Below are 18,014 nucleotides of genomic sequence, written 5' to 3' on the forward strand. Positions count from 1 at the left end.
AGAGAAGAGGTTTTCATGAAAAAAAATGCACTGTCCGTTTTAAGAATTGTATTTCCGGCAGCTGTTCTTTTGTTTGTCATCTATCAGGCAAGAAAAGAACTGGCTGGTTTATCATTTAAAGAAACATTTCTGATTATCAACAATGTGGAAAGAATCGACCTTTTTATATTGGTTTTGCTCGGCTTTGCCGCGATTGCGGCAATGTCCTTATACGATTTTGTGTTGGTGCGCTCCCTCGGGATGCGGATTTCCAAATGGAAAACAATCAAGGTTTCATGGATTGCCAACTCATTCAATAATGTGCTTGGCTTCGGCGGGCTGTCAGGAGCCGGTTTGCGGACGATTCTCTATAAAGAGCATGTCAGTGATGTCAAGAAGCTGATCAAGGGAATCGCCTGGCTTGCATCATCCTTCCTCCTCGGGCTGTCCGTCCTTTGTATATTCGTCCTTGTCAGGCTGCTTCCCTCAGGAGGGATGCTTTTTGAGAAGGCGTGGATATTTCTGACGGTTGCCGGAATGGCTGTGATTGCGCCGGCTGCAGCCGTTTTTTTAATCATCAAAAAGAAAAGAAGCGGCGGCGTTGAAAAAGGCTTGAAGCTGCCCGTCTTTTTTTCGTATTTAGGCGCATCGGTTATCGAGTGGCTCGCAGCCGGGACGGTCGTGTATTATGCCCTTGTGACAATGGGGATTGATTTGGACGCCAGAACGGTGCTCGGCGTTTTTGCGATCGCTTCTGTCGGCGGAATGATCAGTCTCGTACCCGGCGGATTCGGTTCGTTCGACCTGCTCTTTTTAATTGGCATGAATCAATTGGGAGTGGATCAGGAAATCACGCTAACCGCTGTTGTCCTTTATCGGATCGCATATTCATTTATTCCATTTGTCCTCGGCCTTATTTTTGCCGCGGCCGATTTGACGGGAAATACAATGAAAAAACTCGAGGAAAAACCGATTATTGCCCCGGCAATTGAAACGACCAACATTCTGCTGATTTTACATAGAGCGTTGCTTTTCAGGCTTCTGAATGGTTCGCTTGCCGTCATCACATTTTGCTGCGGTGTGATTGTTCTTGCTTCGGTGGCACTGCCGATCGACAGGATCACGCTGATACCATATATATCCAAACACATGCTGACGTTTTTCAACGGTCTGTCTCTCAGCTTTGCCTTGATCATGCTTATTCTTCCGCTGGAACTTTACAGGAGGACAAAGCGTTCCTATTATATGACGCTGACCGCTTTGGCGTTTGGATTTATTTTCAGTCTGTTTAAAGGTTTTAACATCAGCGCGGTTTTTCTGATTCCTCTCGTTTTTATGCTGTTTATTTTATTGAGGGGACAATTTACGAGGGAGCGGACCGTTTACACATTTGGACAGATTGCATGGGGAGCGTTCATCTTTCTCTTTACCTTGTTGAATTACAATATTATCGCCTCAAATATTTGGGAGGGTCTCGGTCCTAGCCTTGTGAAAGAATATTTCATTCACAGCGACCGCCATGTCAACTTTGCGACATGGTTTGCCTTATTCTTTGTTCCGTTGTTTTTCACCGTATTTATCACGATGTACAATCGGAAAACAAAAGAGGTCGGCGAAGAACCCGATCCTCGGAAGCTGGAGGCATTTTTGCAGGAAAAAGGCGGAAATGCTTTGAGCCATTTAGGTTTTTTGGGGGATAAGCGCTTTTTTTATTCCAGCGACGGAAACGCCCTGATTCAATTTGCGAAGATCGGCCAGCGCTTCGTTGTTCTCGGCGATCCTTCCGGCCGGAAGGAATCCTTTCCGCTTATTTTAAAAGAGTTTCTCCATTTGGCCGATCAAAAAGGTTATCTTGTTACGTTCTATCAGATTGAACGGGAGCACATGGCGCTCTACCACGATTTTGGCTACCGTTTTTTCAAGCTTGGCGAAGAGGCGATCATCGATCTCAACACATTTACAATCAGCGGGAAAAAACGGGCGGGCTTAAGAGCGATATACAACCGCTTTGAAAGGGAAGGCTATACATTCCATGTCGAACAGCCGCCGTTTTCGCAAGAATTCCTTGATGAACTGAGAAAGATCTCTGATGAATGGCTCGGACGAAAAAAGGAAAAAGGGTTTTCATTAGGGTTTTTTAAAGAAGAATATTTGCAAAAAGCGTCAATCGCCGTCTTAAAAAATGAAGCGGGTGAAATCGTCGCATTTATGAATATCATGCCGATGTACCGCGAAGGCGAAATCTCCATCGATCTGATGCGCTACTCTGAAAAAGCGCCGAAAGGCATCATGGACGCACTGTTCATCTATTTGTTTCAATGGGCAAAAGAAGAGGACTATACGACATTTAATATGGGGATGGCCCCGCTTTCAAATGTGGGCACATCCTTTCAATCGTTTTGGACGGAGCGGCTCGCCGCCGTCATTTTCAACAATGTCAGCTATATGTACAGCTTCAGCGGGCTGAGATCCTTTAAGGAAAAATATAAACCGGTTTGGCGTGGAAAATATTTGGCTTACCGAAAAAACAGATCCCTTCCTGTGACGATGATTCTCGTGACAAGGCTGATTGGGAGGAGAAAGAAATAAGAGCCGCTTGCAGCGGCTCTCAGCGTGTCGATAAACCCTCGCATTCTGCGCGTCGGTGCTCACGAATGATAACGAGGACCGGCGGCTAATTGGGCAGGCGTCCTGCCTGAACGCCGCCGTCATCACATCCTGTGCTGTGCCGATGCTCGGCCTTCCTAGACTGCAAGGGTTGAGGGTCACGCTGAAAGAAGGATGACAAAATCCCAAAACTAAAAGCCGTTTTGGGATTTTGTCAACAATCTGAGAGCCGTTTGCAGCGGCTCTTTTTTGTACATAAAAGTTGTTGGAATCTGCCAAAGCAGGTATACTGCAAATGATTGGAAAGGCCAGGACAGGACAAATGGGGGATGAAAATGAAACTTGTCGAGGTACTTAGATATGATGCATTCTCAAAGCTGGTGAATAAAGGAAATCCGGCCGGGGTGGTTCTTGACGCGGAGCATCTGACAGAAAGTGAGATGCAGGAGATCGCCGAAAGAACCGGATATAGTGAAACGTCTTTTTTACTGCCGAGCGAGACGGCCGACATCCGGATCCGCTATTTTACGCCCGGACATGAAATGAATCTGTGCGGTCATGCGACTGTAGCATCGCTTTATGCGCTCTATGAAAAAGGCGGGGTCAAACCCGGAATGGAGCTGAGAATAGAAACAAAAGCGGGCAATCTTTTCATCAAAACGGGAGATGATGACGGAGAGAAGCGCTTTTTTGTCACATTAGAGCAGGCTGAGCCGGTATTTCGGCCATTTACGGGAAACCGGGCCAAATTGGCGGAAGCTCTCGGAATCACAGAAGCAGACTTTCATGAAGCATTGCCCATCGTATATGGAAGCACGGGAATTTGGACATTGCTAGTGCCTGTTAAAGATTTAGCGGCCTGCCGGAAGATGAAACCGGATCAAGCTGAATTTCCCGCCATCTTAACGGATATGCCGCGCGCGTCAGTCCATCCGTTCTGCTTGGAAACGATGCACGAGGACTGTCACCTTCACGGCCGGCATTTTTCATCGCCTTACTCCGGCACCACGGAAGACCCTGTTACAGGAACCGCTTCCGGAGTGATGGGCGCTTACATGAGGACATACGGAGGCGCATACTGCCGGGACGGGCAAACGGAATTTTTAATCGAACAAGGCCGGGAAATCGGCAAAGACGGAAAGGTTAAAATTGCGGTTTTTGAAAAGAACGGACATATGAAGGTGCAAATGAGCGGAACAGCCGTTTTTGCGGAAAAGAAAATGTTTGAAGTATGATCGCCGCCATTTTCAATGAGTTGCAAACAGGAATATAAAACTTTATAATCAACAATGATAATCATTTTCACTTAAGGGGGCGGCAAAATGAACGACACTCTGCAGACGGAAAAAAATAGTGTTCGCGATTGCGTCAGAAATAGAAGAACGATTCGGAAATTTAAAGAAGACCCGGTGTCGAAGGAACTGGTTCTCAAGCTGCTGGAAGACGCGGTTTATGCGCCAAACCATAAGCTGACAGAGCCGTGGCGGTTTATTTATGTCGGGACCGAAAGCGGAAAACAGAAGCATGCCGCCAATTTAGATAAGGCATTCCAAGAGATTAAGCCCGATAGGTCTGAAGAACAAATCAAAAAATTCAGGGACCATATTATGAGTGTTCCGGCTTTTCTCTTTGTCATTTTGAAGGAAGATGAAAATGAACGGGTCAGAAATGATGATTTTGCAGCTGTCAGCTGTTTGATTCAAAACCTCCAGCTTCTCGCCTGGGAAAAAGGGATCGGGATGGTGTGGAAAAGCGGACAGGTGCTATATAATCGAACGCTTCAGCAATTAATGGGGCTTGACAGCAATGAACGGTTTGCCGCGATTTTGCAGATCGGCTATCCGGCGGAAATTCCTAAATTGCAAACAAGGACACCCGCAAAGCAGCTTCTGACCGAATTAGCATAAAGATAAGGCCCGGTGTTCCCAGGCCTTATTTTTATTTTGACTGCCTCTGTTTTGCGCGTTTGTCAGCGGCCTCCATACGGGCCCGCGCTTCGCGGTCATCCTGATCAGCGAGCTCAGCTGAATATTCCTCATAAACACCGTCTGTTTCTTTTTTATACTGATCAGGAACTTGAGGAAGCTTTTGTTTATTTTTATCCCGGTTTTTGTGGATTGCATTTCTGCCCAAAGTGATCACTCCTCAATCAAAAATCAGCCGGTCGATATTATTGTTCGCTGATCAGACCGCCGCTATGCATTATGATTTTTCCCTGGCGGCGCGTTCGGCTCTTTTGAATTCCCGCGAATATCTGACTTCCTGCGTTTTGTTCAGTGAGGTTTTGAAGCGCTCCCGTTTTTTCTTGTCAGCCATGTTTATTGCCTCCTAACACATATAGACTATTCACAGGCTGTCCGTTTCCGCGGCATTTATACAGTTTAAGCTTCTTTTAGGCTGCGGCTTTCGTCTTCAAAGGTTCGCATGCTGTATAACGTGTACAAATCTTTGGGGATTTTAAACAGATGAAATGTGTCTTGATGTGCGCTGTTCAGCCTTCCGACATCCGCTTGAATCGCGTATGGAAGCTTTTGTGCCGCTTTGAGGGAGCGCGTGTTTGTTTTTCTGATTTTCATCAATACCGTTTCAATGTGTTTTTCATAAAAAAGCTCGCAGAGGAATAAGTTTTTCGCCTGTTGATTATAGCCTTTTCCATGAAAGGGCCTGCCGAGCCAAGTAGCCAGAAACCCTTCATTTTCCTCGATTTCATACAAGCTGATACAGCCGATCGGATTATCCCACTCATCGACAATCGTTCTGGAGATCAGCTTTCCCGTTTCCTCTTCTTCGATCACATTTTTGACGTGAAACATATATTCTTCAACGGTTTTTGCTTTATGTTTTACAAAAGGGAAGACCTCCTGGTGGATCATCAATTCAAAAAGCGCAGCACAGTCGGACAAGTCCCGTTTTTTCAGCATGGCAGCCCCTCCTTAACGTGAGGGCGGTACCCACCCTCGAAATTTTTTAATTGCGGATCACATCCGCTGTTTCTTGCTTACATTAAAAAATTCGGGGTGGGAATCGAACCCACTAAACCAGAAAACTGGCGGCGCACCATTTGCCTTCCCTATTCACAGCAATGCTGGTGATTTCTACATTTTACGCAGAGGGGAAACAAAAAGCCACAAGGCTTTTGCTGAAAAACCTGAGCCCTATAGAAGAAGATCACGCAACGCGTCTTCCAAATCGGGGTACAGGAAACGGTATTCATTTAAAAGGCACTTTTCCGGTACGACGCGCTGTCCTTTTAACACAAGCAGACTCATTTCACCAAGAACGGCTTTGATGGCGAATGCGGGTACCGCGAGCCAATGAGGCCGCTTTTTGACTTTGCCGATTGTTTTGCCGAACCTCTCCATCCGGACGGGATTCGGCGCCGTGGCATTAAGCGGACCCGACAGCTCCGAATCGTTGATCGCCGTTTTAATGATCCCGACGGCGTCATCAATATGGATCCAGGAGATCCACTGGCGGCCCGAACCGATGCGCCCGCCTGCAAAAAGCGAATAGGGAAGCGTCATTTTAGAGAGTGCTCCGCCGCTTTTGGCGAGCACCATGCCAAAACGTACATAGACGGTGCGAATGCCAAGCGCTTCGATTTGTTTTGCCTCGCTTTCCCAGGCGGCTGTCGTCCGGCTGAGAAAGTCCTGATCTGAAGCGGGCGCTTTTTCTGTAAATGTGTCAAAAAGGCTCGTCCCATAGATGCCGACGGCGCTTGCCTGGATAAAGACTTTTGGCTTCACACTCAGCTTTTGAATGATCCGGGCCGATTCCTGTACAGAACGGATGCGGCTGTTGGCAATCTCCGCTTTTATGGTTTCAGTCCAGCGGCCAAAAAGCGATTTTCCGGCCAGATTGATCCAGACATCGATGCCGGGCAGTTCTGTTTCGGGTCTGGCGCCGCGAGTTTGCCAAACTGCATAAGAGAGGTTTTTTTGTTCGGTTTCCTCCGGATTTCTTGATAGAATATAAACGTGATGTCCCGCGGCGGTCAAAGCCTTTGTCAGATGCTTTCCGATCAAGCCTGTCCCGCCGGCAATCACAATGTTCACCATGATCACTCCCTTTTGGAGATCCTTTACCTTATTCTAAAAGAAGAAAACGAAAGAAGGGAGCTTTTATGCCGTATATAACAAAAATTTCTGCCCAGAAAAACAATGAAGAGCGGGTCAATATTTTTCTTGATGAAAAATACGCCTTCAGCGTTGACCTTGATGTTCTCGTCAAGTTTGATCTGCGAAAAGGAAAAGAGCTTGATGAGCTGGACATCATCGAAATCCAGTATGGCGACGACATTAAAAAAGGCTTTCATAAAGCGCTTGATTTTTTGTCCTACAGAATGCGCTCGACAAAAGAAGTCAAAGACCACTTGAAGAAAAAGGGAGTCGCGGATTCTGCGATCACAGAAATCATTCATATGCTGAATGACTACAAATATTTGGACGACCGGGAATTTGCCCAAGCTTTCGTGAGCACCCACCGGAAAACGAGCGGCAAAGGGCCGGATGTTCTATACAGAGAGCTGAAATTAAAAGGGGTTGATGAAGAACACATCCAGGAAGCATTAAGCTCGTTTACGTTTTCCGAACAGGTTGCAACCGCGGTTAAGCACGCTGAAAAGATGCTGAAAAAAGGAAAAAAACTCTCCTCTAAAGAAACGAAACAGGCCATCGAACAACAGCTTATGCGAAAGGGGTTCTCCTTCGACGTCATCTCGGCCGCTCTGCTGGAGACGGATTATGAAAACAATGACGACGCGGAAAGAGAAGCGCTTGACAAACAAGGGGAAAAAGCCATGAAACGCTGCGGTTATGACGGTTCATATGAAACGAAAATGAAGGTCAAGCAGTATTTGTTTAGAAAAGGCTTTTCCATAGACATGATTGATCAATTTCTAGATGAAAAGGGATGAGAACATGGAGAAAAGATACAGCGAAATGACGGAGCAGGAATTGCGGAGAGAGATCGGGATTTTAACGGAAAAGGCGAGAAAGGCTGAGCAAATGGGCATTGTAAACGAGCTTGCCGTTCACGAGCGTAAAATTGCGATGGCGAAAGCCTATCTTCTCGATCCGGCCGATTTTAAACCGGGCCGCGTTTACGACATTATAGATGCGGGCGAAGACTTCTTCATCCGCTATTTAAACGGTGTTTTCGCCTGGGGGCACCGGCTGGGCACACCAGATCATGAAGAGGCTCTGCCGATTTCTTTGTTAAAAGAAAAGGATTAAGACACGGCTTAACCCTTTTCCCGTTTTGTTATCTTGTGCGAATATTCGTATTGCGCTCGAGTATGATGAGGTCCTGTGTCTGCTGTGTCTCACCGTTTACCTGTGACCGCGCATGTTTCGTATTAGCCCATGGCTGCGGATAGTTTTGCTTTTTCATCTGATCAAAATCGTTTGTATACGGTTTGCGGTTGGCACACAAAGAACATCACTCCATCCGAGAAAATTTTAGCGTTTGCCGGAAGCTCTCATTCGTTCCTGCGGATGAGTATTCGTGCTTCCGTCAGGGCGCTTTGAAGCAAAATCATCTTTGGCACGGGGCTCGCCTTCAAACTTGTTGTTGTTCATATTCGGAAAGCCTCTCGATTTATTCCGCATCTTTATAGGCTCCTCCCATAAATCCAAAATGTTTGCGTCTTCTCTTCAGAAGACGTAAGGTTAGTATATGAAATGGACGGTGTTTTCAAAAAGAAAGTTTTTTCCTAAGGAAAGGGGGGAAAGTTCAAGGTGGAAGCACAAGTTGAAAGGCTGACAAATGCGCTTCTGGAAAAGAATCATATGCTGAGCTATGCGCAAGCCAGAACATGGATTGAATGTCTGTTGGATGACTTCGAGGCGGCATTTGCCAAAAGCGGCCGGCCCGGAGGAAATGAATTGACAGAGCGCGTTGTTTTGGACTGGATTGATCACTACGGCAGCCATCTGCACTTATTTGAAACAGAAGTTGAAAATTTGTTCTCAGGAGACCATGGACTTCTCCATTAAAACGTTTCTTTTAGAAAGGAATGATGAGATGAAAGCGATCGTCATTGGTTCGGGGATTGCCGGTGCAAGCGCAGCATATCATCTTGTGAAAAAAGGAGCGGACGTGACGGTTCTGGATGAAGGGCATAAAGGCCAATCGACGAAGGCGGGAGCGGGCATTATCTGTCCGTGGTTTTCATCCAGAAGTGAAGATTGGGAACGTTTGGCGAAAGCCGGGGCCGAATATTATCCCTCACTTGTTGCACAACTTAAAGAAGACGGAGCGGGTGACTTGGGATATGAAAAAACGGGCGCCCTGCGGGTCACTCGAGATGCCGAAGCACTCGATCAAATTGAAAGAAAATTGAGAGAACAAACAGATGATAAGGCCGCAATCGGCGAAATCACCCGCTTATCGAATGATGAAGCGAAACAGCTTTTTCCTCCGCTTGCCGACGGGATGGAAGCGATTCTTATAACAGGTGCCGCGCGCGTTGACGGGCATCTGCTGCGAAATGCCCTTCTGCAGGCGGCAAGGAAGCATGGAGCCGTCATGTTAAGCGAAAAAGCGGCGCTGTCATTTGAACAGGTGCGCATAAAAGGGGTCAGGGCTGGCGGACGGTTGATTTCCGCCGATACGGTCGTGCTGGCTGCCGGCGCCTGGACGAATCGATTGCTGGAACCTTTGGGGATACACCTTCATCTGGAGCCGCAGCGCGGACAGATTGTTCATTTAAAGATACCTGATCAAGACACTGACAAGTGGCCGGTTATTTTGCCGGATACAGACCATTACATCGTGTCATTCGCCGGATCCCGCGTTGTCGCCGGAGCCACAAGAGAAACCGGTTCGGGATTTGATTACAGGATGACGGCAGGAGGATTGCAGGAGGTGCTTCAGGAAGCCTTATCTGTTGCGCCTGGGCTGCACAGCGCGGAAGTCAGCGAAGTCAGGGTCGGTTTTCGGCCCCTGACCAAGGACTTGCTTCCCTTGCTCGGGAACATTCAGGACACAGGTCTGGTGGCAGCGACTGGCTTTGGGCCGTCAGGTTTGACATTTGGCCCTTATGCGGGGTTATTGGCCGCTGCCTTAGCATGCGGTGAAGACCCGCAATTTGCTGTGGAAAAATACAGCCCATTAAGGCAAATCTTATAAAATGGGAAACAACTCTTGTTCTTTTTCTGTAATATCATTTTTTTACCACTTGTTCATAGATGTCTGATATAATGACAAAATAATCTTGTAAAAAATAGTGCAGCATGCCCACGAATCCCTTTTGATGGGGTGCTCCTGAAAAATGTCTGAGTATCCTGCCGTTTTAGTATGCCGGATGCAATTTTATTATGTCCAAAAGAGGTGCCTTTAAGTGAAGAAAGGATTCGTTTCAATTATTATTCCTTCTTATAATGAAGCAAGCAACATTAAATTGATTTATTCACATTTAAGGAACGAATTTCAAACCATTGATTATGATTATGAAATTTATTACATAAACGACGGAAGCACAGATGAAACCCTTGAAGAAATTAAAGATCTGGCGCAAAAAAGTGAACGTGTCAAATACATTTCATTCTCAAGAAATTTCGGTAAGGAGGCTGCCATTCTTGCAGGGTTTCAGCATGCCCGCGGCGATGCCGTCGTCGTCATGGATGCCGATTTGCAGCATCCGACATACTTATTGCATGATTTCATCAAAGGATATGAGGAAGGCTATGACCAAGTGGTCGCACAACGCAACAGAAAAGGGGACAACCCGATACGATCCTATTTGTCGTCACTGTATTACCGTTTTATCAACAATGCGGTTGAAGTTGATTTAAGGGACGGTGTCGGCGATTTTCGCCTGTTAAGCAGAAAAGCGGTTGACGCGCTGTTGAAGCTGAGCGAAGGAAACCGCTTTTCTAAAGGGCTGTTCTGCTGGATCGGCTTTGATCAGAAAATCATCTATTATGAGAATGTCGAAAGGAAAAACGGAAAGTCCAAGTGGTCGTTTCGCCACTTGCTTAACTATGGAATCGACGGGGTCGTTTCCTTCAACAACAGACCTTTGAGAATATGTTTTTACGCCGGAATTTTTATCCTTTTTCTTTCGCTGATCTACATTGTGGCGACATTCATTCAAATTTTGAAACACGGTGTCATTGTTCCGGGGTATTTTACCATTATTTCTGCGGTTCTCTTTCTTGGCGGCGTTCAGCTTCTCAGTCTCGGAATCATCGGTGAATACATCGGACGAATCTATTATGAGACGAAAAAGCGGCCTCATTATTTGATACAGGAGGCAAACATCAGCAATGGAGAAACTCATGAAAAAAATGAATCTTGAATTTATCCGCTTTGCCGCTGTAGGCGTTGTGAATACCTTGAATTACTACGCGGTTTATTTGCTTCTGCATCTTTTGCTGGCGATGAATTATATGGCATCACATATTGCCGCATTTGCCGTCAGCCTTGTCATTTCCTTTTTCTTGAATTGCTATTTTACCTTTAAAATCAAGCCGACACTTTCTAAATTTTTGCAATTTCCGTTGACACAGCTGTTTAATTTGGCCGCGTCTTCTTTGTTTGTGTATATTTTTGTAAACTTTTTGAAGATGAACAGTTCGGCGGCTCCGCTGGCTTCCATGTTTTTAACGGTTCCTCTGACGTTTTTAGTGACAGGGAAGATTTTGAAAAGAGACAGGGGAAGAGTATGAAGAAAACAATATGTCTATTTTTCATTTCAAGTTTTGTTATTTCTGTAATCGCCCATTTCTTTTTCTTGATCGAATGGGCGCATGGCCGCTATATGACCGGAAACGGCGACGGGCTCGCACAAATGGTTATTTTTAAATCATTTCTTTATGATCAATATAAAAACGGCAACTTTTTTTATGCCTACTCCTTCGGTCTTGGCGGCGGCATCTACAGTCAGCTTGGCTATTATTTTACGACTTCTTTTGTATTCATCGCTTCTTTTGCCGCCGTTTTTGTCATGGAGCTTTTACATATGACGAACAATGCGGATGCTTTGTTCTGGGCGCAGGCCGCCGTGTTTATCAGTGTGATCAAACTGACCTTGGTTATTTTTATCGCCTCATACGCGTTTCATATGTTGGTGAAGCAAAAACTGGCCGCTTTTACAGGGGCCGTTTTATACGGAACATCTGTCATCTATTTCCGTCATACGGTGTTTTGGGAATTTTTCAGCGATGCCATGCTGTGGCTTCCTTTGCTTGTGGCGGGGGCGGAGAAAATCATCAGGGACAGGCGGCCGGGACTGTTTATCACCGCCTGTTCTGTGACGCTGTTTAACAATTTCTATTTTGCGTATATCAATTTGATTTTCATCGCCATTTATGTGATCTTTCGCTGGTTGGTTCAGCTTGATGAACATGAAGAGGCAAGGTGGAAGCAGTTCAGGATGTTTGCCGTATCCTGCCTGATTTCCTTTGGGATCAGCGCCGTTTCTTTTGTGCCTGCTGTTTATGGCTTTTTGAACAATCTGCGGCCTCCGTATGATCAGGCGGTTCCTTTGTACGATCTCACGGACAACATTCTATTTTCCAGCCGCATCATACTTCTGCCCGCAGTCTTTTTGCTGTTTTTATTCGTGCTTTCCTTTTATCGAAACAAGACGTTCAGGGTGTTTGCCGCGATCAGCATGGTGCTGATCATTCTCCATTACAGTCCGCTTGCGGCAAGTGCGTTCAACGGATTTTCCGCACCGCAGAACCGTTTTGAATACTTGCTTGCTTTTACGATCGGCGGCGCCGTTGCGGTAGGAATCACCGAGCTGAAACGCATCAGGCTGAAAGAGATCTTCTGTTCAAGCGTGATCGTCCTCTGCATTTATATCGCAACGGTGTGGAAGAAAGATCTAGATTTGTCTTTGCTGAAAAATTGGAGCATTCTTGCTCTTTTGATGCTGACGATCGCCGTCTTTGCGGCGGCCGGCCTCAAATACAAAAGGTGGCATCTGCTTTTCCACGGCTGTATTTTGGCATCTAGTGTGGTGATCGCCAATACGTATGAGAAATATGTCCTGTCAGAAGGAAGCGACATTCAATCCGTGACGAAAAGCTATTTGACTAGCAACGAGTATAACGGCAAAGAGCAGCGCGAACTTTTGGAAAACATCAAAAAAGATGATGGCGGCGATCCGTACACAAGGATCGACTGGATGAACGGCGTTCGCAACAATACGCCGATGCTCCAGCGCTTTAACGGTTTCAGCGCCTATTCCAGCATCCTGAACAAGGATCTTCTCCTGTTTTATTGGAAAGACCTTCAAATCGATATGGGGCGGGAAAGCGTCAGCCGCTATGCGACGATGGGGGACCGCGCCAACCTGTACAGCTTGTTGTACGGCAAATATTATATGACGGAAAAAGAAAATGCCCCTGACGTCCCTTACGGATTTGAAAAAATGGACGAGTCCGAGCATTATGACGTATACAAAAACAAGTACACACTGCCGTTTATCCGTACGGCCGACACCGTTTTTTCCGAAAAGGATTTAGCCGATTCCTCCGTATTGGCGAGAGAGCATGCGATGCTTGAAGGGATCGTGCTGGATAACGGAAAAGGAAACACAGAGCCGCCACAAGAGAGGAATATCATCAAGGAGGCGAAGCTGAAAACGAAAGGCGCCTCTTATGAAAACGGTGTGCTCAAAGTAACAGAAAAAAAGGGCGGAATCGATCTGATCCCGCCTCAAAGCAGTCTTGCGGATGAAGGCGACTATTATGTCGGATTTTATTTGAAAAGCTTAGCAAAGGACCAGTTTTTCAATTTGCAGGTCAATGATTATGTCACATCAAGGAAATCCAATCAGTCGATTTATAAAACAGGCGTCTACGACTTGACGATCAGGGTGAAGAAGGCGAAAAAGATTGCGATCAGGCTCCCGAAAGGAACCTATCAACTGGAGCATTTGACATTGTATGAGGAAGATTACCAAACATTAAAAAAAGAGGCGGCGAAAAAAGCGCCGGACGCTGAAATGACCTGGCAGCAAAATAAGCTGACCATCAGCTACAACAACCAAAACGGCGACCGCTATATGATGCTGCCGATCCCGTTTGAAAAAGGCTGGGAGCTTACGGTGAACGGGAAAAAACAACCCGTTCAAAAAGCGAATTATTCCTTTATCGGCTTTTCCATCGACAAAGGGGACAACGATATTCAGCTCGTTTATTATCCGCCGTACTTTAAAGAATCATTGGCGGTGACCATCATCGCCCTCGCCGCTGGAATATGGTACAGCAGGAGAAGACGGAAAAAGCTTGGCTCTTAAACAGAGCCAAGCTTTAATTTTTTCTGAAGCTTTTCTTCGCTGAAGATCCATCCGGTATAGGATGTGATTAATTCCAAAGAGTCCCTGTCGATATGGGCGATGGCGACAAATGGATAGTGTCCTTTGCTTCGGTAGCGCAAATCGATAAAACGGACTTCGTAGTGGTCTTTATACGTGTCAATTTCCCATTTGTAAACAGGTGAAAAAGACAGGAAAGCGGAAATGTTTTTATCCTGCTTCGCCGCTTTCATGACAGCCGATTCAGGCACCGGCACCCTGTTGAATGTGTCAATGATGACGACGTTTCCGTCAATGCTTCTTCCGACATGGAAGGCGGACTTTGCCTTGACGGCGACCCGCCACTGTCTGAACTTCATCGTCGGCGAAATGATAATTTCTTCAATATCATCGATTTTTTCATGGAGTGATTGTTTGATTCGCCTTTGCATCATGTATCTCAGCAGGTAGTACCCCGCCAGGATGATGTAAAGGGCTAAAAACGTATAACCTTGATGGGCGCCCGCGAGCCAAAAGGCTATCGCCACTAGGTGGCTGACGAAAATAAACGGATCGAATGTATTAATCAATCCGAGCGCCACCCATTTTTTTGAAAAAGGTCTGACAGCCTGTGTGCCATAGGCGTTAAAAATATCGACGAACACATGGAGCGCAACCGCGGCCAGCGTCCACAGCCACAGATGCAGCAGATTGGCTTCTGGATAAAGCAAAAGCAGGACGCCCGGTATCATCAATGACCAAGCGAGGACAGCGGGGATGGAATGCGTAAATCCCCTGTGATGTCTTATATAAACAGCGTTATTTTTTAATTTTAAAATCGTATCAATATCCGGAGCCTGTGATCCGACGATTGTCGCAATCATCACGGCCTCGGTCATGGAAGGATCCATACCGACGGCGGGATCCAATGTCGCAATGCCGCCGAGGGCAACCCCCATGACAACGTGTGTGCCAGTATCCATTGGTGACCTCCCCTAATGGTGCTAGAATCAACAAATTCCAAAAACGAAAACCAAGAGAGCATAAATATGGATCTTGCCTGAAATATTTAACGCTTTTGCTTTCTTCACTTTTAATGTAACATGTTATCGTATATGCATATAGTTTACAACAAAAAGCCGATGCAACAAAAGTGAAGTATGCTAATGTGACGAGGACCGGCAAGGAGAAGTTTCATCATGGATCTGGAAAAAAAGTTAGAGCAAAAGAACATTAAACAATTTCAAGAAGATTTAATTTCCTGGTATGAAAGAGAAAAGCGCGATCTGCCCTGGCGTTCAGACAGCGATCCTTATAAAGTCTGGGTTTCTGAAGTGATGCTTCAGCAGACAAGGGTGGATACGGTCATCCCGTATTTCAACAACTTCATTGAACAATTTCCGAACGTTGCGGCGCTTGCTGAAGCTGACGAAGAAAAAGTCCTGAAAGCCTGGGAAGGATTGGGATACTATTCAAGGGTCCGGAATCTGCAAAGCGCGGTCAAAGAAGTCCATGAACAATACGGGGGCGTTGTTCCTTCTACAAAAGAGGAATTTGGCGGTTTAAAAGGTGTAGGCCCCTATACAAGGGGGGCGGTGCTGAGCATCGCCTACAACCAGCCGATTCCGGCGGTCGACGGCAATGTCATGCGGGTGATGTCGCGCATTTTATCCATCTGGGACGATATCGCAAAACCAAAAACGAAAAGCACATTTGAAAAAATCGTTGCCGCATTTATTTCCAAAGGCAAACCGTCCGAATTCAATCAGGGGCTGATGGAGCTTGGCGCTGTCATCTGCACGCCGAAATCGCCAATGTGTCTTCATTGCCCTGTCCGCGAGCATTGTTCAGCTTTTGCAGAAGGGTGTGAAAAAGAACTCCCTGTCAAAAGCAAAAAGAAGAAGCCGGCGCTAAAAAGCCTTGCAGCCGTTGTCCTGACGGATGAAGAAGGATGCTTTTACATCCATAAAAGGCCTGAGCGCGGCCTGCTGGCGAATCTTTGGGAATTCCCGAACACAGAAACGATAAAAAGCCTTAAACCTGAGCGTGAGCAGCTCGCCGCTTTTTTAAAGGAACAAGCAGGAGTCGAGGCGGAAATCGGTCCGCTCGAAGGGGTCGTTGAACACGTTTTTACCCACCTTGTCTGGAATATTTCCGTTTTTTTCGGGAAAACATTGCACAAGCCTAATCATTCATACTTGAAAAAGGTTACGAAAGAAGAGCTTGAACAATACGCCTTCCCGGTTTCACATCAGAAAATATGGAATATGTATATGAAATAGGCAGCTTGACTGTGCACGCTGCCCTCTAGTCGTACTGGATATCGGTGCCGTGGGTATAGTCGGCTTCACGGCGGTGCAAACCGCCTCTTGCTTTTATTTCTTTGACGACTTCCACATATTCGGCATGCCCTTCCTCATTTAAAAAAGGCATCATCTGCTGGAAGGCGTTGTGGAAAAAGAGAAGCTCCGATTCCTTCCACTCATCCTTCGGGGTCTGATCGAGCTCACTCATGTCCCGTCCGACGTACATAAGGCGCAAGCCTCCTTTTTGATTGATGTCATGACCATTATTTTTTAACAAAAGCAAATAACTATACTAGGAGATGGATAACATGGAACAAAAAAAATGTGCGCTTATTACAGGAAGCAGCCGCGGTGTCGGAAAGGCAGCCGCACTGAGGCTGGCAGAAAACGGTTATCATATCGTCATCAACTATGCGAGAAGCAAAAAAGCGGCCCTTGAAACGGCTGAAGAAATTGAAAAGCTCGGTGTCAAAGCATTGGTCGTCAAAGCGAATGTCGGACAGCCGGCGAAAATAAAAGACATGTTCCAGCAAATTGAGGAAACATTCGGCAGACTGGACGTGTTCGTCAATAACGCCGCATCAGGCGTATTGCGCCCTGTCATGGAGCTTGAAGAAAGCCATTGGGACTGGACGATGAATATCAATGCCAAAGCTCTGCTTTTCTGCGCACAGGAAGCGGCAAAGCTGATGGAAAAAACGGGCGGCGGCCACATTGTCAGCATCAGCTCGCTCGGCTCGATCCGCTATTTGGAAAACTATACGACAGTCGGCGTTTCCAAGGCGGCGCTTGAATCATTGACGAGATATCTGGCTGTTGAGCTTGCGTCGAAAAACATCATTGTCAATGCCGTATCAGGCGGAGCGATCGATACAGACGCGCTGAAGCATTTTCCAAATCGTGAAGAGCTGCTTGAGGATGCTCGGCAAAACACACCTGCCGGCCGTATGGTTGAGATCAGCGATATGGTTGATGCCGTAGAATTTTTAACTTCCGGAAAAGCGGACATGATCCGCGGCCAGACGATCATCATTGACGGCGGCCGCTCCCTGCTCGTTTAAATTTTTTTAAGCCGGCGTGTATAGGATATCACCCACCTGCACAATCTAATGGTCGTGGAGGTGATATACAATGGCTAACCAACAATCCAAAACAAACGCACAAAAAGTAAGACAACAAAACCAAGCTTCTGCACAAGGCGGTCAGTTCGGCACTGAGTTTGCCAGCGAAACTGATGCGCAGCAAGTAAGAAAAAACAACCAGCAAGCTGAGCAAAATAAACAGCAAAACAGCTAATCACTGAAACAGGAAAAAGCACTTCACAATTCGAGTGGGGTGCTTTTTTCTTTGCCCTTCGTTCCGACAAAACTTCCGATTCTTAGGCAGAATCAGTCAAAGGACATTCGCCAGGTATAGAGAAATGTTACTTAGGCAATAAATGGAGTAGAGCATAGAATGGAGGATCATGAATGCCGGAATTTGAAAACTTGGTTCAGGGGCAGATGGAAATTATGGACAAGCTTTTGTACCTTCAAGCCGAGATTGAGAGATGCCAGGAAATCGAAAAAGAACTTGCGGCCCTTGAAAAAAAAGCCCAGCTTTTATCGATCCGGGAAGAGATATCTCAAAAGCGAAAAGATCTTGCTGCCATTCAGGATTTGTTTCAAAAGCAGACGGAGCAGGTGATTCAGGCTTATCAAAAAATTGAAGCCTGAAAGTTTATGTCGATTTCTCAAAATGAGCCATTCCTGTTCCGGAGTGGCTGTTTTCATTTTCATTTTTTATTTTCAAACGTTATAATAAATAAAAGAACTGTCGGACAGGCGATGTAACACACTGACTTGTAAGGCTTTTGCAAAGAAAGTAGGGGA

The 18,014-nt window shown here is 46.2% G+C and carries 21 protein-coding genes and 1 pseudogene; 14 read left to right on the top strand and 8 right to left on the bottom strand.

Translation table 11 applies throughout. The features are described from left to right. Positions 1 to 15 precede the first annotated feature (15 nt). From mprF to P3X63_RS04695, 3 genes are all read left to right on the top strand, one after another. Positions 16 to 2,568, top strand: coding sequence for a bifunctional lysylphosphatidylglycerol flippase/synthetase MprF (mprF, locus tag P3X63_RS04685; protein ID WP_277692531.1), 2,553 nt, complete (start codon positions 16 to 18; stop codon positions 2,566 to 2,568). A gap of 353 nt (positions 2,569 to 2,921) precedes the next feature. Then, positions 2,922 to 3,821, top strand: a complete 900-nt coding sequence (locus tag P3X63_RS04690) for a PhzF family phenazine biosynthesis isomerase (RefSeq protein WP_277692532.1) — start codon at positions 2,922 to 2,924, stop codon at positions 3,819 to 3,821. A gap of 87 nt (positions 3,822 to 3,908) precedes the next feature. Next, entirely contained in the window at positions 3,909 to 4,493 is a 585-nt protein-coding gene (locus P3X63_RS04695) for a nitroreductase family protein (RefSeq protein ID WP_277692533.1), read from the top strand. A gap of 31 nt (positions 4,494 to 4,524) precedes the next feature. On the opposite strand, the gene P3X63_RS04700 is transcribed toward P3X63_RS04695, so the two are convergent. From P3X63_RS04700 to P3X63_RS04715, 4 genes are all read right to left on the bottom strand, one after another. Further along, a complete protein-coding gene (locus P3X63_RS04700) occupies positions 4,525 to 4,719 on the bottom strand; it encodes a YfhD family protein (protein ID WP_026589527.1) in 195 nt (64 codons plus the stop codon). A 69-nt stretch (positions 4,720 to 4,788) separates the two neighbouring features. After that, on the bottom strand, positions 4,789 to 4,902 hold the full coding sequence (locus tag P3X63_RS04705; RefSeq protein WP_077735289.1) for a YfhE family protein: 114 nt from the start codon (positions 4,900 to 4,902) through the stop codon (positions 4,789 to 4,791). A gap of 65 nt (positions 4,903 to 4,967) precedes the next feature. After that, positions 4,968 to 5,507, bottom strand: coding sequence for a GNAT family N-acetyltransferase (locus P3X63_RS04710; protein WP_277692534.1), 540 nt, complete (start codon positions 5,505 to 5,507; stop codon positions 4,968 to 4,970). A 234-nt stretch (positions 5,508 to 5,741) separates the two neighbouring features. Further along, positions 5,742 to 6,644, bottom strand: a complete 903-nt coding sequence (locus P3X63_RS04715; RefSeq protein WP_277692535.1) for a TIGR01777 family oxidoreductase — start codon at positions 6,642 to 6,644, stop codon at positions 5,742 to 5,744. Between the two features lie 65 nt (positions 6,645 to 6,709). Here P3X63_RS04715 and recX point away from each other — a divergent pair, with 65 nt between their 5' ends. Further along, positions 6,710 to 7,501: a recombination regulator RecX gene (gene recX / locus P3X63_RS04720; RefSeq protein ID WP_077735287.1), complete on the top strand. Its 792-nt coding sequence runs from the start codon at positions 6,710 to 6,712 to the stop codon at positions 7,499 to 7,501. Between the two features lie 4 nt (positions 7,502 to 7,505). Beyond that, complete coding sequence (locus P3X63_RS04725; RefSeq protein WP_026589523.1) at positions 7,506 to 7,820, top strand: YfhH family protein; 315 nt, start codon at positions 7,506 to 7,508, stop codon at positions 7,818 to 7,820. Between the two features lie 28 nt (positions 7,821 to 7,848). Here P3X63_RS04725 and P3X63_RS04730 read toward each other — a convergent pair whose 3' ends face one another. Both P3X63_RS04730 and P3X63_RS04735 read right to left on the bottom strand, forming a co-directional pair. After that, positions 7,849 to 8,019, bottom strand: coding sequence for a YpzG family protein (locus tag P3X63_RS04730; protein WP_077735286.1), 171 nt, complete (start codon positions 8,017 to 8,019; stop codon positions 7,849 to 7,851). Between the two features lie 26 nt (positions 8,020 to 8,045). Continuing rightward, positions 8,046 to 8,195, bottom strand: a complete 150-nt coding sequence (locus P3X63_RS04735; protein WP_003179924.1) for a small, acid-soluble spore protein K — start codon at positions 8,193 to 8,195, stop codon at positions 8,046 to 8,048. Positions 8,196 to 8,324: 129 nt separating this feature from the next. Between P3X63_RS04735 and P3X63_RS04740 the strand changes: the two genes are divergently transcribed. The 5 genes from P3X63_RS04740 to P3X63_RS04760 all read left to right on the top strand — a co-directional run bounded on the left by P3X63_RS04740 (position 8,325) and on the right by P3X63_RS04760 (position 13,840). Continuing rightward, a complete protein-coding gene (locus P3X63_RS04740) occupies positions 8,325 to 8,582 on the top strand; it encodes a YfhJ family protein (RefSeq protein WP_026589522.1) in 258 nt (85 codons plus the stop codon). Next, positions 8,566 to 9,717 carry an NAD(P)/FAD-dependent oxidoreductase gene (locus P3X63_RS04745; protein WP_277692536.1) on the top strand — a complete coding sequence of 384 codons (1,152 nt, stop codon included), beginning with the start codon at positions 8,566 to 8,568 and terminating at the stop codon, positions 9,715 to 9,717. Before P3X63_RS04740 ends, P3X63_RS04745 begins: the two co-directional genes overlap by 17 nt. Before the next feature lie 211 nt (positions 9,718 to 9,928). Further along, complete coding sequence (locus P3X63_RS04750) at positions 9,929 to 10,888, top strand: glycosyltransferase family 2 protein (RefSeq protein ID WP_026589520.1); 960 nt, start codon at positions 9,929 to 9,931, stop codon at positions 10,886 to 10,888. Further along, the gene (locus tag P3X63_RS04755; protein ID WP_077735285.1) at positions 10,857 to 11,258 is read left to right on the top strand and encodes a GtrA family protein; all 402 of its coding nucleotides are present in this window, start codon (positions 10,857 to 10,859) and stop codon (positions 11,256 to 11,258) included. Before P3X63_RS04750 ends, P3X63_RS04755 begins: the two co-directional genes overlap by 32 nt. Beyond that, on the top strand, positions 11,255 to 13,840 hold the full coding sequence (locus P3X63_RS04760; protein WP_277692537.1) for a YfhO family protein: 2,586 nt from the start codon (positions 11,255 to 11,257) through the stop codon (positions 13,838 to 13,840). The genes P3X63_RS04755 and P3X63_RS04760 overlap by 4 nt, the downstream gene beginning before the upstream one ends. On the opposite strand, the gene P3X63_RS04765 is transcribed toward P3X63_RS04760, so the two are convergent. Then, positions 13,837 to 14,820 (bottom strand): metal-dependent hydrolase, encoded by a 984-nt coding sequence (locus tag P3X63_RS04765; protein ID WP_026589517.1) that lies wholly within the window; start codon positions 14,818 to 14,820, stop codon positions 13,837 to 13,839. The two genes, P3X63_RS04760 and P3X63_RS04765, sit on opposite strands and share 4 nt — an antisense overlap. A gap of 216 nt (positions 14,821 to 15,036) precedes the next feature. Between P3X63_RS04765 and mutY the strand changes: the two genes are divergently transcribed. Then, on the top strand, positions 15,037 to 16,119 hold the full coding sequence (gene mutY, locus P3X63_RS04770) for an A/G-specific adenine glycosylase (protein WP_035428760.1): 1,083 nt from the start codon (positions 15,037 to 15,039) through the stop codon (positions 16,117 to 16,119). A gap of 25 nt (positions 16,120 to 16,144) precedes the next feature. On the opposite strand, the gene P3X63_RS04775 is transcribed toward mutY, so the two are convergent. Then, complete coding sequence (locus P3X63_RS04775; RefSeq protein WP_026589515.1) at positions 16,145 to 16,369, bottom strand: hypothetical protein; 225 nt, start codon at positions 16,367 to 16,369, stop codon at positions 16,145 to 16,147. An 82-nt stretch (positions 16,370 to 16,451) separates the two neighbouring features. On the opposite strand from P3X63_RS04775, the gene fabL reads away from it, so the two are divergent. From fabL to P3X63_RS04790, 3 genes and pseudogenes are all read left to right on the top strand, one after another. Further along, positions 16,452 to 17,204: an enoyl-[acyl-carrier-protein] reductase FabL gene (gene fabL, locus P3X63_RS04780; protein ID WP_026589514.1), complete on the top strand. Its 753-nt coding sequence runs from the start codon at positions 16,452 to 16,454 to the stop codon at positions 17,202 to 17,204. A gap of 85 nt (positions 17,205 to 17,289) precedes the next feature. Then, positions 17,290 to 17,439 (top strand): annotated as a pseudogene (locus tag P3X63_RS04785) (gamma-type small acid-soluble spore protein); the annotation flags it as partial. A gap of 173 nt (positions 17,440 to 17,612) precedes the next feature. Further along, positions 17,613 to 17,858: a YgaB family protein gene (locus P3X63_RS04790; RefSeq protein ID WP_026589513.1), complete on the top strand. Its 246-nt coding sequence runs from the start codon at positions 17,613 to 17,615 to the stop codon at positions 17,856 to 17,858. Positions 17,859 to 18,014 lie beyond the last annotated feature (156 nt).

It is taken from the genome of Bacillus sp. HSf4, from assembly GCF_029537375.1.
Classification (GTDB): Bacteria; Bacillota; Bacilli; order Bacillales; family Bacillaceae; genus Bacillus; species Bacillus sonorensis_A.